The sequence below is a fragment of the Acetobacter papayae JCM 25143 genome (assembly GCF_000613285.1).
In the GTDB taxonomy this organism is placed as follows: Bacteria; Pseudomonadota; Alphaproteobacteria; order Acetobacterales; family Acetobacteraceae; genus Acetobacter; species Acetobacter papayae.
In genome coordinates, this window is record NZ_BAIN01000001.1 from 54,749 (window position 1) to 68,494 (window position 13,746).

Below are 13,746 nucleotides of genomic sequence, written 5' to 3' on the forward strand. Positions count from 1 at the left end.
GCGGGTTTATGAAAGTGGTTGTTCTGGGCTGCGGCGGCTCTGCTGGTGTACCCATGGTCGGTGGTGAAGACGGCGGGGGGGACTGGGGCGACTGCGACCCTAGCGAACCCCGCAACAGGCGTACCCGTTCCTCTATCCTCTTGCAGATGGATAATGGCGAGGCTGTGCTGATCGATACCGGGCCAGACCTGCGTGCGCAGCTTCTGGCGCAGCGTATCAGCCGCTTTCAGTCTATTATCTATACGCATGGCCATTCCGACCATGTCGATGGTATTAACGAGGTGCGTGCCGTCAACCGGGTGATAGGCCAGCCTATTAAGGCCTATGGCACGGCCGAAGTGCTGGCCGAAATTGAACAGCGCTTCAGTTTTGTGTTCAAGCCATGGAAGCCGCCGGGTTTTTTCCGGGCGGTGCTGGAGGCTCACCCTTTCGAAATCGGCAAGGAAACCGCGATAGGCAGTTATGCCTTCACGTTTATCGAGCAGCAGCACGGTTATGCTGGTTCTAGCGGCGTGCGATGCGGGAATTTTGCCTACAGCACGGATGTTGTGGAGCTTTCAGAGCAGAGCCTGAATGTGCTGGAAGGTGTGGATACCTGGATAGTGGACTGTTTTCAGCTCACACCCCATGTGGCTCATGCCTGGCTTGACCGGGTGATGGAATGGCGTGAGCGGATAAAGCCCCGGCGCACGATCCTGACCCATATGGGGGTTGCCATGGACTGGGCATCACTCTGTGCAATTCTGCCCGATGGAGTGGAGCCTGCATATGACGGCCTGAGCATCGACCTGCCAGACCCACCACGGGCGAACAATCAGCAAGTAGCGTAAAAAGGCCATGAAGCGGGGCGGTGATGCCGCCCCGCATTCAGGCTAGCGGCTCATCAGAACGGTCAGGTCCGCGTGTTCGAGAACATGGCGGGTAACACCACCCAGAATAAGCTGGCGCAGGCGTGAGTGAGAATACGCCCCCATGGCCAGCAGGTCGGCGCCGAAATCCGTGCAGGCGGCCATAAGTCCTTTACCGACATCGCGATCCACCGGAGGGAACTCCACCGCATCGGCCTCAATGCCGTGCAGGGCCAGATAGTCCAGCACGTCCTGTGCGCTGGGGCCACGGCGCTGGTAGTCCTCGCAGTGCAGAACGCGCACGGCCTCGGCCTCGGCGGCCCATGCTAGTGCGCCATGCAGCGCGGCGGAGGATTCCGCCGTGCCGTTCCAGCCGATGCACACGCGCTTGATCAGCCCCACGGGGGGCGTGCGTGGTGCCATGACTACGGGGCGGCCACTATCGAACAGCACGGCATGCAATGTTTCGGAAGAGGAAACCTCGCGGCCTGAATCCGGGTGCGGCACCAGCGTAAAATCGGACAGACGGGCATGGGAGGGAATGATCTCGCTTTCAACGCCGCGTAGAACGGTAAAGCTGACACTGGGGAAAGGCAGGCCGTTGGCGGAATGACGCGAAACCAGCGGCACATCAGGGTTAGCTGCGGCAAAGCGCTCGAAAAGCGTGTGCACATCATGGGCATGGCGCGAGCTTTCGTGCTCCGCCGAGCGCATGAGTTCTTCCACCATCGCCCCGGACAGGCCTTCGCCCGCAAGGGGGGCAATGTCCCGTCCGTCGGTTCTGACGTGTAATATGGCCAGATGCGCGCCGAAACGCCGTGCGAAATTATAGCCTCGTGTCAGGGCCGCCTCTCCATTGGAGACGCTGGGCATGGGCAGCAGGATTTTTCGCACTTCTTTCATGGGGCTTCCTTCCTTCGGGCCGTGTTTACATCTTATTACGCCAGACCATCATCGACGTTGCGCTGGATCAATGTCCAGCCGGGTTCTCTTCCGGCTGGCAGAGTGGGGGCTGATCGGGCAGGGCTGTGGCTCAGGGATAAAGGCGTGTGACCTGCCAGCCTGCATCTGCCCGCTCCCAGATTGCGCGGTCATGCAGCCTGAATGGGCGTTCCTGCCAGAATTCGAAATGTTCGGGGCTAACGCGGTAGCCGGACCAGTTGGCGGGGCGCGGAATGGCTCCTTCACCATAGAGGGCCTCTGCATTGTGCAGGCGCTCTTCAAACACCGTGCGGGAAGCCAGCGGGCGGGACTGGTCAGAGGCAATGGCTCCCAGACGCGAGACCCGGCTACGACTCGCAAAATAGGCGTCCGCCTCGGCAGGGCTCACAGGGCTGACCGGGCCTTCGATTCGGATTTGCCGGCGCAGGCCTTTCCAGTGGAACAGCAGCGCCACATGCGGATTGGCCGCTAGTTCATTACCCTTGCGGCTATCAAGGTTGGTGTAGAAAACAAAGCCACGCCGGTCCGCACCTTTGAGCAGGACTATACGGGCGGAGGGGCGGCCATCTGGTGTTGCTGTGGCCAGCACCATGGCGTTCGGGTCGTTTATTTCGGTTTTTTCCGCCTCGGCCATCCAGCTTTCAAAGAGTGTGAAAGGGTCCGCTTGCAGGTCGATCAGCGGCAGGTCATCGCGTGGGGGAGCGGAAAGAGGCGAGGGGGTATCCGTCATGGCGTTTACTCGTATGCTGCGGTTTCTACTTCACTCATACTCCCGTGAAGGGCTGCTTTGAAGTATGGGAGTAGCGTTCGGGCTTGTTTCACCGCTCCGGGTGTGCGACCAACCACGGCGCAACACCCCACTGGTTTTCACTCGCATAGGCTGAGGTTATCGCATGTCTTCTTCCCACACTGTACCGGCCGCGCAGGGCACTCTGATGAAGGGCAAGAGAGGCCTGGTGATGGGAGTTGCCAATGACAAGTCCATTGCCTGGGCTATTGCATCCGCCGTTGCGGCGCAGGGTGGCGAACTGGCCTTTACTTATCAGGGCGATGCACTGGGCAAGCGCGTGCAGCCGCTGGCGGAAAGTATTGGCGCAAAGCTGGTGCTGCCGTGCGATGTAACCGACGATGCTGCTATCGATGCCACTTTCGACATTCTGGAAAAAGAATGGGGTGAGTTGGATTTCGTGGTGCATGCCATTGGCTGGGCGGACAAGCAGTATCTGCGTGGCCGGTATGTTGATACCCCGCGTGAAGCGTTTCTGACCGCCATGGATATTTCGTGCTTCTCTTTCACGGCGGTGGCGCAGCGCGCAGCGCGGCTGATGAAAAAAGGCGGCTCGCTGCTGACGCTGAGCTACCTTGGGGCCGAGCGCGTTATGCCGCATTACAATGTTATGGGCGTGGCCAAGGCAGCGCTTGAGGCCTCCGTGCGTTATATGGCGGCTGATCTGGGGCGTGACGCCATTCGCGTCAATGCGATTTCCGCCGGACCGATCAAGACGCTGGCCGCCAGCGGTATTGGCGATTTCCGCTATATCCTCAAATGGAACCAGTACAACGCCCCGCTTGAGCGGAACGTGACGCTGGAGGAAGTAGGCGGGGCAGGGCTTTATATGCTCTCCGACCTGTCATCGGGCGTGACGGGCGAGGTGCACCATGTCGATTGCGGGTACCATATGGTGGGCATGAAAAACCCTTCCGCTCCTGATCTTTCTGTTGCCTCTGACTGAGGTTTAGCCGTGTCCTATAATACGTTCGGTCATCTGTTCCGTGTCACCACCTGGGGCGAAAGCCACGGGCCTGCCATCGGGTGTGTCATTGACGGCTGTCCGCCGCGTATTCCCATGAGCGAGGCGGATATCCAGCCGTTTCTGGACCGCCGCAAGCCTGGCCAGTCGGCGTTTACCACGCAGCGGCGCGAGGCGGATGAGGTGCGTATTCTCTCGGGTGTCTTTGAAGGACAAACGACAGGCACGCCCATTTCTCTTATGATCGAAAACACCGATCAGCGTTCACGTGATTATGGAGACATCGCCCAGAGCTACCGGCCCGGCCATGCGGATCTGACCTATGATCTGAAATACGGTATCCGTGATTACAGGGGTGGTGGCCGTTCCTCCGCGCGTGAGACGGCCTGCCGTGTCGCGGCTGGGGCTGTAGCGCGTAAGGTACTGGGCGAAGGCATAAAAATTCGTGGCGCACTCGTGCAGCTAGGCCCGCACGACATCGACCGCACCCGCTGGGACTGGGCTGAAGTCGAACGCAATCCGTTCTTCTCGCCTGATGAGGGGGTTGTGGCTGCGTGGGAAGCGTATCTGCATGATATCCGCAAAGCGGGTTCCTCTATCGGTGCGGTGATCGAGGTTGTGGCTGAAGGCGTGCCAGCGGGCTTGGGTGCGCCCATTTACGGCAAGCTGGATGCAGATATCGCTGCGGCGTTTATGAGCATCAATGCCGTCAAAGGTGTGGAAATTGGCGATGGTTTTGCCGCCGCATCCCTGACTGGCCCAGAAAATGCCGATGCCCTGTATAGCAAGGATGGCCAGCTTACTTTTGGGGCCAATCATGCGGGTGGTATTCTGGGCGGGATTTCCAGCGGGCAGCCAGTGGTAGCGCGTTTTGCCGTTAAGCCCACAAGCTCGATGCTGACCCCTGTGGATTCCATTACCCGCTCAGGGCAGCAAACGCAGGTGGTGACAAAAGGGCGGCATGATCCGTGCGTGGGGATCAGGGCTGTGCCGGTGGGTGAGGCCATGATGGCCTGCGTACTGGCAGACCATCTGTTGCGGCATCGGGGGCAGACGGGAGGCTGAAATTAGCCTTCCAGCTCGGCGCGAAGGGTAATTTCGGCGCGGAACAGCTTGGAAACGGGGCAGCCCGCCTTGGCTTTTTCGGCCAGAGCCAGAAACTGCTCGGCAGAGGTTCCCGGCACGTTAGCCTTTAGGGTCAGGTCAATCTGGGTAATGCCGAACCCACCATCCGTCTTGTTGAGGTGAACAGCAGCTTCTGTCTGGATAGACTGGGCTGTTAGCCCGGCTTCTCCCAGAATGAGCGAAAGCGCCATGGAAAAACAGGCGGCATGGGCGGCCCCCAGCAGCTCTTCCGGGTTGCTGCCTGCCTTGCCTTCAAAGCGGGTGGCAAAGCCATAGGGCACAGCCTGCAACGCACCGCTTTCAGTGCTGATCGTGCCGTGGCCTTCGCGGATGGAGCCTTTCCAGTGTGCGCTGCCATGCTTGGTAATTGTCATACTGCGCTTTCCATTTTCTCATATGTGCCAGCAACCGGCCCGCTTGCGCAGAACCATGGTGGGTCCTGCGCTACAGCCCGGTCAGATCGTAGAATAACGCGCGCGTAGGGGCAGGGTTTTCAACAAACGCTGTAATCTCGCTAAGGTGAGCAGGCGCGCGATGGATATAAGCCTATACTGCGCGCAGTAATGCAGCTAGCAATTAGGCCGCCGGTTACCTGTGGCTGCAAGAGCAGGAACCCGTGGCGAAAAATAAAAGCCGCCAGTCCGCTGAATGTTGTCCTTGCGGGGCTGAGTGGCAATGCGGAGACCATGATGAGTTCCAACTCGACCGATATTGCCTCTTCTGTTGATGTTGTCCTGATTGGCGGTGGCGTCATGAGCGCCACACTCGGGACTTTGCTCCGTCAGCTTCAGCCTGACTGGAAAATCAGCATTTACGAGCGGCTCGATACTGTTGCGGAAGAAAGTTCAAACGCCTGGAACAACGCAGGCACAGGACATTCAGCCTGTGCGAGCTCAACTACACACCGCAGGGTGCTGACGGAAAGGTCGATATTTCCAAGGCAGTTGCGGTAAACGAGCAGTTTCAGGTTTCGCGGCAGTTCTGGGCTTATCTGGTCGAAAATGGCGTTATTCCTGCTGCGGGCGATTTTCTGACTGCTGTTCCTCATATGAGCTTTGTCTGGGGGGCCGATAACGTGGCCTTCCTGCGTAAGCGGCATGAGGCGCTGTCCGCTCACCCGCTATTTGCCGGTATGGATTATTCGGAAGACCGTCAGCAGATTGCCCAGTGGGCACCGCTGATCATGCAGAACAGGCCCAAAGGTGAGCCTATTGCCGTCACCCGCAGCCTGATGGGCACGGATGTCAATTTTGGCGCGCTGACACGCCTGCTGTTCAGCTATCTGTCCGGCACAAAGGGCTGCGTGCTGCATACCCGGCACGATGTGCAGGATATCCGCCGCGATGAAGATGGCCAGTGGCGGCTGAAAGTGCGTGACCTGCGTGAAAATACCGATCGTATCGTGCGCTCGCGCTTTGTCTTTATCGGTGGTGGTGGTGCGGCTCTGACCCTGCTGCAGAAAACCGGCATTCCGCAGGCGCAGGGTGTTGGTGGCTTCCCAGTCAGCGGGCAGTTCCTGCGCTGCACCAACAAGGCGCTGATCGCCCGGCATCGCGCCAAGGTTTATGGCAAAGCTTCGGTTGGTGCGCCGCCCATGTCCGTGCCGCATCTTGATACCCGCATGATTGATGGTAAGCCTGCGCTGCTGTTCGGGCCGTATGCTGGGTTCTCTACCCGCTTTCTCAAGCAGGGTTCGCTGATGGATCTGCCGCTTTCCGTGCGGCCGGGTAATATCGGGCCAATGTTGGCCGTTGCGCGTGATAATTGGCCCCTGACCAAATATCTGATCCAGCAGGTTATGCAGTCGCAGGAAGACCGGATTGCGGCCCTGCGCGACTTTATTCCCGATGCCAAGGCAGAGGATTGGGAGCTGGTGGTGGCTGGCCAGCGTGTGCAGATTATCAAGCAGGACCCGAAGAAAGGTGGTGTGCTTCAGTTCGGCACGGAAGTGATCGCCAGTGATGACGGTTCGGTGGCGGCCCTTCTTGGTGCTTCGCCCGGCGCTTCCACGGCGGCTCCGATCATGCTCAACGTTCTGCAGAAATGCTTTGCTGCCAAAATGCCCGAATGGACCGACAGGCTTAAGGCCATGGTGCCCTCGTTCGGGCAGAAGCTGGCGAATAATCCGGCCCTGTGCCAGCAGCAGTTCGACCGTACAACGAAAATTCTGGGGCTCACACTCTAGCAGCGTATAGTAGGCCGGGTTCCTGTAATGGACCCGGCTTTCGCACCTTTTTCAGCCTGTGCCGGTGCGCTTTATTGCGGGCCGGGCAGGGTGTTCACATAAGAGTGTTCAGGTCAGATCCGAAATGCTCATATCGGCCGTTGCCACCATGGTGTGCGGGAGAAATCCGTTTGAGGGATGAAATCTTCGGGGGCGCCGGAAAAACAGACGGTATTAGTCGGCGTTTCCTGCAAGGAAAGTTCCGTGCAGTGCAGTACACCTCCCTCGTGCTTCAGGAATGCATTGATTTTGGCCATGAGCAGGCAGGCCATAAGCTCGGTTGTAGGGTCGCCCGGAGTTACGACAATCCGACGCGCGCGTGCGGGCTCGTGCACTAGAAACCAGTCCAGCAAAGGATCATCCTGCGCCAGTTGCAGGGCATGATCGAGCTTTTCATCCACAAAGCGGTGCCATGTGCCTTTGGCCTGCTGGAATGAAATGGCCATGTTGCCCAAGCCATCAAGGCGGGCAGGGGTTGTGGCGTTCAACCGCACGGTCACGAGTTCATTATGCCCATGGGGCAGGGCACAGCTTTCCGATGCGCCGTGGATCAGTCGGTGGCCCATGGAAAAGCGGCGGGTAAAAACAAGTTCAGGCATGTTCGGCTTTCCTGGCCTGATAGGCTTCCCATCCGGTTTGCCGTAGGTGGCAGGCGGGGCAGGTGCCACAGCCATAGCCCCATGGGTGCAGTGTTTCGCGCTGCCCGGTATAGCAGGTATGGCTTTCCCGGTTGATCAGGGAAACAAGGTCTTGCCCGCCGAGTTCTTCCGCTAGCATCCATGTTTCCGCCTTGCTCAGCCACATGAGCGGGGTATGGATAACGTAACGCCGCTCCATGCCTAGGTTGAGTGAGACCTGAAGCGATTTGATTGTGTCATCGCGGCAGTCAGGATAGCCGGAATAATCGGTTTCGCACACGCCGGTAATAATGTGCCGGATTGTGCGCCGTGCGGCCAGTGCTGCGGCAAAGGTCAGAAATAGCAAGTTGCGGCCGGGCACAAAGGTGTTGGGTAACCCACTTTCGGTTATGGTGATTTCCGCTTCGCGGGTCAGTGCTGTTTCCGAGACCATGTGCAGGGCGTCGAGTGGCAGAGTATGGTCGGGCCCAAGGCGCTCGCGCCAGAGCGGGTTGCTGGCTGCCATGCCTTCACGCAGGGCCGCACGGCATTCCAGTTCCACCGCGTGGCGCTGTCCATAATGGAAGCCCAGTGTTTCAACGCGATTGAAACGCGCCAATGCCCATGCCAGACAGGTGGCTGAATCCTGCCCGCCGGAAAACAGCACAATGGCAGCCTCGTGTTGATCTCTTTCAGCAAGCGGCATGGCTAGGGAATTCCGGTTAGTTTGTGGGTCTGCAGGGACAGCCCCCATTGTGGGTGCGCCAGACAATACCGGATGGCAGCCTGAAGGTTCTCGGCCTGATGCGCACCATCCATAGGTTGTAGCCAGAACAGGCGGAAATCAAGCTGAGCAAGATCTGCCGGGTCCAGTCCCTGCTGTGGGTAGACCAGCTTGAGTTCCGTCCCCTGTGTCTGGAGCAAAGGCGTGCCAGCCTTGGGGCTGATGCACAGCCAGTCTATGCCTTCAGGCGCGTGGAGGGTGCCATTGCTTTCAACAGCAATGTCAAAATCCAGCGCGTGCATGGCGGCAATGAGTGGAGAATCAAGCTGGAGCAGGGGTTCTCCCCCTGTAAAAACCACCAGTTTACGGCCACCGCCTCCGGCGTTGGTGGGCCAGAAGCTGTCGATTGTGCCAGCCAGTGCGGCGGCGGTTTCAAACCGGCCGCCATTATCCCCATCCGTGCCGACAAAATCGGTATCGCAAAAGCGACACTGGGCACTTTCGCGGTCCTGCTCCCGGCCCGACCACAGATTGCAGCCGGTAAAGCGGCAGAACACGGCAACGCGTCCTGCCTGTCCTCCTTCACCCTGCAGGGTGAGGAAAATCTCCTTGACGGTATAGCTCATCCTGTCCGGGGCGGGTTACAGGCCGATACCGGTGGTGTGCATGCCCAGATTCTGCATCAGAACGCGGTCGCGCTGGGCCTGCGGGTTAGGGGTGGTCAGCAGGCGTTCACCATAGAAAATGGAGTTCGCACCGGCCAGAAAGCACAGGGTCTGTGTTTCGTCCGTCATGTTTTCGCGCCCGGCGGCAAGCCGCACGCGGCTTTTTGGCATGGTGATACGCGCAGCGGCGATCATGCGTACGAAATCAAGCGGGCTGACTTCATCCGCCTTGGCCAGAGGCGTGCCTTCAACACGGACAAGCAGGTTGATGGGAACGCTTTCGGGGTGGGTCGGCAGGTTGGCAAGCGAGGCGATCAGCCCCGCACGGTCGCTCTCACCTTCGCCCATGCCAACAATGCCGCCACAGCAGACATTGATACCGGCATCGCGCACGCTGGAAAGCGTATCGAGCCGATCCTGATAGGTGCGGGTGGAAATGATCTCGCCGTAATATTCAGGAGAGGTATCAAGGTTATGGTTGTAGTAATCCAGCCCGGCATCCTTCAGGCGCAGGGCCTGCGTGTCGTCCAGCATGCCAAGGGTTACACAGGTTTCCAGCCCGAGTTCCTTTACGCCTTCGATCATGGCGCACACGGTCTCAAGATCGCGCTCCTTGGGCGAGCGCCATGCAGCCCCCATGCAGAACCGTCCAGCCCCGGCGGCTTTGGCCTTGCGGGCCTCATCCAGAACCTTTTCGACAGCCATCAGCTTTTCAGCTTTTACACTGTCTTCATGCAGAGCGCTCTGAGGGCAGTAAGCGCAGTCTTCGGGGCATCCACCGGTCTTGATCGACAGCAGCGTGGAAATCTGAATTTCTGTCGGGTCGAACGTCGCGCGGTGGACTGTCTGCGCGCGGAACATCAGTTCAGGAAAGGGCAGGTTCAATAGGGCCTGGATTTCCGACACACTCCAGTCGTGGCGCGTGGGCGCGGGAGCAGGGGAGTGAGAAAGGGGGGATGAACCATCAGCCATAACAGCAAACCGAACCAGAATATGAAGAAAGGAGCGTGAATATAGCTCGGCTGTGTGGGCAGCACCAGCATGTAATGCCCAAATGGGGTATTGCCGGGTCTGGAATGGCGTTGAGCATGGTGTTGCGGGCACACCCGCGCCGGTCATCCTGTTTAGCAGGAACGCGGCCAATTAGCGCATAAGATATATTATGCCAACAAAATTAGGGGCGCTAAATGGTTTGGTAAACAACATTCATCTGTCGTTAATTGTAGGGCGCAAGCCAGCATTGATGGTGAAAATAAGAGTTGTTGGGATATGAATGTGTCTGTATGAAGAGTTTAATTATTTTCATTCAATCGTTCGGAAGCGGTGTATAAGGCGTGGCCACGGTTTTTGAAAGAGACGATCAGGTGCTCGAACTTGAGGCATCGCGGGATAATCCCGTAGCGTTGCTGCGTGCAGCGCAGGCCCAGTTTGGCGAGAAACTGGCGGTTTTATCTTCTTTTGGTGCGGAATCTGCTCTGCTTTTGGCTATGGTGGCCGAGGCCGATCCTGCTATGCGTGTGCTGTTCCTTAATACTGGCCGCCATTTCCCGGAAACCATAGCGTACCGGCGTGATTTGGCTGCGTTTCTTGGTCTGACCAATGTTGTCGATATTGATCCAGATCCCGCGCGCGTAGCCCAGAACGACCCCACAGGCGAACTCTGGGCGTTCGATCCCGATGCGTGCTGTGCCTTACGCAAGGTGGAGCCCCTGCGTCTGGCTTCTCTGGGGTATGAGGCCATGGTGACGGGCCGCAAGCGCGGTCAGGCCTCTACCCGTTCGCAGATGGACGTTGTGGAACGGCGCGAGGATGGTCAGATCAGAATCAACCGCTGGCCTACTGGAGCGCTGATGAAATTCAGGCCGAAATGGCACGGCGCGGCCTGCCCCCTCACCCACTGGTGAGTGAAGGGTATCCGTCAATCGGATGCGAGCCCTGCACCGCACCTGTAGGTGGCGGGGAGGATGCCCGGGGTGGTCGCTGGGCGGGACTGAACAAAACCGAGTGTGGTATTCATGTCAGTTAGTCTTCTGACGGTCTGAATATCTGGGTGCCCAGTGCACGTTTTCATTCTTCATGCAGCCCGAGAACGGGGTTACGGATACTATGGATCATCTTGATCAATTGGAAGCTCAGAGCGTTTTCATTCTGAGGGAAGCCTATCGCAAGCTCAAGCCTCTGGCCATGCTGTGGTCTTTGGGTAAGGATTCGAACGTCATGGTCTGGCTGGCCAAGAAGGCGTTCATGGGGCGTGTGCCGTTCCCCGTCATGCACGTGGATACGGGTAAGAAATTCCCCGAAATGTACCAGTTCCGGATGAGTACACCAAAAAATGGGAACTGGACCTGCTGCTGGGTGACTGCCCGCCGGTTGAAGAGATGGACCCCTCCCTGCCGCCGGCCGCGCGTTCCGCTGCCCGTAAAACCGCGGGTCTGGCTACCATGATCGAAAAGCACAAGCTGCAGGGCGTAATCGCGGGTATCCGTCGTGATGAGCAGGGCACTCGTGCGAAAGAACGCGTGTTCAGCCCGCGTGGCGCGAGCCATAAATGGGATATCCGTAACCAGCCGCCCGAGTTCTGGGACCAGTATGCCACCCCGCACGAGGAAGGCATGCATATCCGTGTCCATCCCCTGCTGTCCTGGCGCGAAATCGATATCTGGCGCTACATCGAGCGTGAAGGCATTCCGCTGGTTGACCTGTATTTCGCCAAAGACGGCAAGCGTTATCGCTCGCTGGGTGATTCCGATATTACATCTCCGGTTGAGAGTAACGCCTCCACCGTGGCGGAAGTGATCGAGGAACTGGAAACGACCAAAACATCCGAACGTGCGGGCCGCGCCATGGATCATGAGTCCGAGGATGCCTTCGAACGCCTGCGAGTGGCGGGCTATCTCTGATTACGTGCCGACCGGGATTGAAGCGAACATGACCAAGAACACCACCACCAGCCTGGATGCGGCAACGCCTATCGTTATTGTCGGGCATGTCGATCATGGCAAATCCACCCTGATCGGGCGCCTGCTGCATGACACGGATAACCTGCAGGACGGCAAGGTCGCGCAGATTATTGAATCGTCCAAAAAGCGTGGCCTCAAGATTGAGTGGAGCTTTCTGCTCGACTCCCTTCAGATCGAACGTGATCAGGCGTAACCGTTGATTCCACACGTATCCCCTTTAACCTGAAGGGCCGTGAATACGTTATTGTGGATGCGCCGGGACATCGCCAGTTTCTGCGCAACATGATCACAGGTGCTGCCGATGCCGAAGCCGCCGTGCTGGTGGTGGATGCCTCGGAAGGTGCGCGTGAGCAGACACGCCGCCACGCCATGCTGCTGCATCTGATTGGTATCCGCCATATCATCGTGCTGCTCAACAAGGTTGATCTGCTCGACTTTGATCAGGCCAAGATTGAAGCCGTGCAGACCGATGTAACGGATCTGCTGACCCGGCTGGATCTCAAAGCCGCCCTGTTCGTGCCGGCTTCCGCGCGTGATGGCGATAATATCGCCGCCCGCTCCGACAACATGCCTTGGTATACCGGCCCGACGCTGACCGAAGCGCTGGTGGCGGTGCCCACGCCTGCTTCCCGTGCTGAACTGGCTCTGCGCCTGCCTGTGCAGGATGTGTACCGTTTTGGCGACAAGCGCTACGTTGCGGGCCGTATCGAACGCGGCCGCGTGCGTGTTGGCGATACGGTGGTGATCGGCACACAGAAAACCCCTGCCCGCATTGCTTCTATCGAAGGCTGGCACACGGCTCCGCAGGTTTCGGCCTATGCAGGGCAGTCGGTTGCGGTAACGCTTGAGCCGGATGTTATCCCTGACCGTGGTGACCTGCTGCACCATCGCGAAACGGCACCGGTTGAAGCATCGCGCGTGCGCACGCGTCTGTTCTGGCTGCGTCAGGAACCCCTGCGCGTTGGCGAGAGCTTCCGCCTGCGTTTGGCGACGGCAGAACATGCCGTGACCGTGACGGCCATTGAATCTGTGGTGAACCTCGAAGACCTTACGGAAAATCCCGGCGAGGAAGTGCCGCCCGAAGGCTTTGCACAGATCATTCTCTCTGCTTCGGAAAACATCCAGTTCGACCCCTTCACCCCCGGTACAACCGATGGGCGTGGCGTGCTGGTGGATCGGCAGCAGCGTATCGTTGGCGGCGCGCCGCTGATGGGCCCTGCCGAGATTGCACCGGGCGAAAAGGTCATCCACCCCAGCGCGAGCCATGTGAGCGTGCAGGATCGTGAGCGGATCAAGGGCCATCAGGCGCAGTGTTCTGGCTGACCGGGCTTTCCGGCGCAGGCAAGACAACGCTGGCGCGTGCGGCTGAAAACCGCCTGTTTGCCGCCGGTGTGGATGTGACCGTGCTGGATGGTGATACGCTGCGGGCCGGGCTGTGCAGTGATCTGGGCTTTAGCGAAGCGGACCGCACGGAAAACGTGCGTCGTGCTGCTGAGGTTGCCCGTATCCTGCGCGATGCCGGGCAGGTCGTGCTTGTAACGCTGATCTCGCCCCTGAAATCTGACAGGGAACTGGCTGCACGGATTATCGGTGAAAACTTTGCCGAAATCTTTGTCGATGCCGGGCTTGATGTATGCGAGCAGCGTGACCCCAAGGGGCTGTACGCAGCCGCCCGTGCTGGCAAGATTAGCAGCTTTACCGGCATTGATGCTCCCTACGAGGCACCGCAGTCTCCTGCATTGCGGGTAGAAACCGGTGCGCAGGCTGTCGATGCGGCGGCGGGCGAACTGGTGACCTTTGTGGAAGCCACGGTCCGTACGGGTGCGGGGCAGCGCAAGCGGGGCTGAAGCATTCCGGTTCTGGCACTAACGGGCGCGCCCGGTTCTTACG

At 58.9% G+C, this 13,746-nt stretch carries 9 protein-coding genes and 5 pseudogenes; 7 read left to right on the forward strand and 7 right to left on the reverse strand.

The window, feature by feature from the left end; genetic code table 11:
* Positions 1-8: 8 nt before the first annotated feature.
* Positions 9-830, forward strand: coding sequence for an MBL fold metallo-hydrolase (locus JCM25143_RS00285; protein ID WP_025859634.1), 822 nt, complete (start codon positions 9-11; stop codon positions 828-830).
* A 42-nt stretch (positions 831-872) separates the two neighbouring features.
* Here JCM25143_RS00285 and JCM25143_RS00290 read toward each other — a convergent pair whose 3' ends face one another.
* Both JCM25143_RS00290 and pdxH read right to left on the reverse strand, forming a co-directional pair.
* Positions 873-1,751, reverse strand: coding sequence for a universal stress protein (locus JCM25143_RS00290; RefSeq protein ID WP_025859635.1), 879 nt, complete (start codon positions 1,749-1,751; stop codon positions 873-875).
* Positions 1,752-1,881: 130 nt separating this feature from the next.
* Positions 1,882-2,520 carry a pyridoxamine 5'-phosphate oxidase gene (gene pdxH, locus JCM25143_RS00295; protein ID WP_025859636.1) on the reverse strand — a complete coding sequence of 213 codons (639 nt, stop codon included), beginning with the start codon at positions 2,518-2,520 and terminating at the stop codon, positions 1,882-1,884.
* Positions 2,521-2,683: 163 nt separating this feature from the next.
* Here pdxH and fabI point away from each other — a divergent pair, with 163 nt between their 5' ends.
* Both fabI and aroC read left to right on the forward strand, forming a co-directional pair.
* Positions 2,684-3,523 carry an enoyl-ACP reductase FabI gene (gene fabI / locus JCM25143_RS00300; protein ID WP_025859637.1) on the forward strand — a complete coding sequence of 280 codons (840 nt, stop codon included), beginning with the start codon at positions 2,684-2,686 and terminating at the stop codon, positions 3,521-3,523.
* 9 nt (positions 3,524-3,532) lie between these two features.
* Positions 3,533-4,606: a chorismate synthase gene (aroC, locus tag JCM25143_RS00305; protein WP_025859638.1), complete on the forward strand. Its 1,074-nt coding sequence runs from the start codon at positions 3,533-3,535 to the stop codon at positions 4,604-4,606.
* A gap of 2 nt (positions 4,607-4,608) precedes the next feature.
* On the opposite strand, the gene JCM25143_RS00310 is transcribed toward aroC, so the two are convergent.
* Positions 4,609-5,040 carry an OsmC family protein gene (locus JCM25143_RS00310; RefSeq protein WP_025859639.1) on the reverse strand — a complete coding sequence of 144 codons (432 nt, stop codon included), beginning with the start codon at positions 5,038-5,040 and terminating at the stop codon, positions 4,609-4,611.
* Between the two features lie 315 nt (positions 5,041-5,355).
* On the opposite strand from JCM25143_RS00310, the pseudogene JCM25143_RS15390 reads away from it, so the two are divergent.
* Positions 5,356-6,851, forward strand: a pseudogene (locus JCM25143_RS15390) (malate:quinone oxidoreductase).
* A 108-nt stretch (positions 6,852-6,959) separates the two neighbouring features.
* On the opposite strand, the pseudogene JCM25143_RS15395 reads toward JCM25143_RS15390, so the two are convergent.
* From JCM25143_RS15395 to bioB, 4 genes and pseudogenes are all read right to left on the reverse strand, one after another.
* Positions 6,960-7,489: pseudogene (locus JCM25143_RS15395) on the reverse strand (6-pyruvoyl trahydropterin synthase family protein).
* On the reverse strand, positions 7,482-8,213 hold the full coding sequence (gene queC / locus JCM25143_RS00325; protein ID WP_025859640.1) for a 7-cyano-7-deazaguanine synthase QueC: 732 nt from the start codon (positions 8,211-8,213) through the stop codon (positions 7,482-7,484). The pseudogene JCM25143_RS15395 and the gene queC overlap by 8 nt, the downstream one beginning before the upstream one ends.
* A 2-nt stretch (positions 8,214-8,215) precedes the next feature.
* On the reverse strand, positions 8,216-8,857 hold the full coding sequence (gene queE, locus JCM25143_RS00330) for a 7-carboxy-7-deazaguanine synthase (protein ID WP_025859641.1): 642 nt from the start codon (positions 8,855-8,857) through the stop codon (positions 8,216-8,218).
* Positions 8,858-8,872: 15 nt separating this feature from the next.
* Positions 8,873-9,868, reverse strand: coding sequence for a biotin synthase BioB (gene bioB / locus JCM25143_RS00335; protein ID WP_025859642.1), 996 nt, complete (start codon positions 9,866-9,868; stop codon positions 8,873-8,875).
* A gap of 392 nt (positions 9,869-10,260) precedes the next feature.
* Here bioB and JCM25143_RS15400 point away from each other — a divergent pair.
* The 3 pseudogenes from JCM25143_RS15400 to cysC all read left to right on the forward strand — a co-directional run bounded on the left by JCM25143_RS15400 (position 10,261) and on the right by cysC (position 13,703).
* Positions 10,261-10,922, forward strand: a pseudogene (locus tag JCM25143_RS15400) (phosphoadenylyl-sulfate reductase).
* Between the two features lie 80 nt (positions 10,923-11,002).
* Positions 11,003-11,796, forward strand: a pseudogene (gene cysD, locus JCM25143_RS15405) (sulfate adenylyltransferase subunit CysD).
* A gap of 28 nt (positions 11,797-11,824) precedes the next feature.
* A pseudogene (cysC, locus tag JCM25143_RS15410) lies at positions 11,825-13,703 on the forward strand (adenylyl-sulfate kinase).
* Positions 13,704-13,746: the final 43 nt, after the last annotated feature.

What these genes read in the sequence shown, in the direction of transcription:
- JCM25143_RS00285 (WP_025859634.1), top strand. Translation starts at nt 9, where the DNA reads ATGAAAGTGGTTGTTCTGGGCTGCGGCGGCTCTGCTGGTGTACCCATG.
- JCM25143_RS00290 (WP_025859635.1), bottom strand. Translation starts at nt 1,751, where the DNA reads ATGAAAGAAGTGCGAAAAATCCTGCTGCCCATGCCCAGCGTCTCCAAT.
- pdxH (WP_025859636.1), bottom strand. Translation starts at nt 2,520, where the DNA reads ATGACGGATACCCCCTCGCCTCTTTCCGCTCCCCCACGCGATGACCTG.
- fabI (WP_025859637.1), top strand. Translation starts at nt 2,684, where the DNA reads ATGTCTTCTTCCCACACTGTACCGGCCGCGCAGGGCACTCTGATGAAG.
- JCM25143_RS00310 (WP_025859639.1), bottom strand. Translation starts at nt 5,040, where the DNA reads ATGACAATTACCAAGCATGGCAGCGCACACTGGAAAGGCTCCATCCGC.
- queC (WP_025859640.1), bottom strand. Translation starts at nt 8,213, where the DNA reads ATGCCGCTTGCTGAAAGAGATCAACACGAGGCTGCCATTGTGCTGTTT.
- queE (WP_025859641.1), bottom strand. Translation starts at nt 8,857, where the DNA reads ATGAGCTATACCGTCAAGGAGATTTTCCTCACCCTGCAGGGTGAAGGA.
- bioB (WP_025859642.1), bottom strand. Translation starts at nt 9,868, where the DNA reads ATGGCTGATGGTTCATCCCCCCTTTCTCACTCCCCTGCTCCCGCGCCC.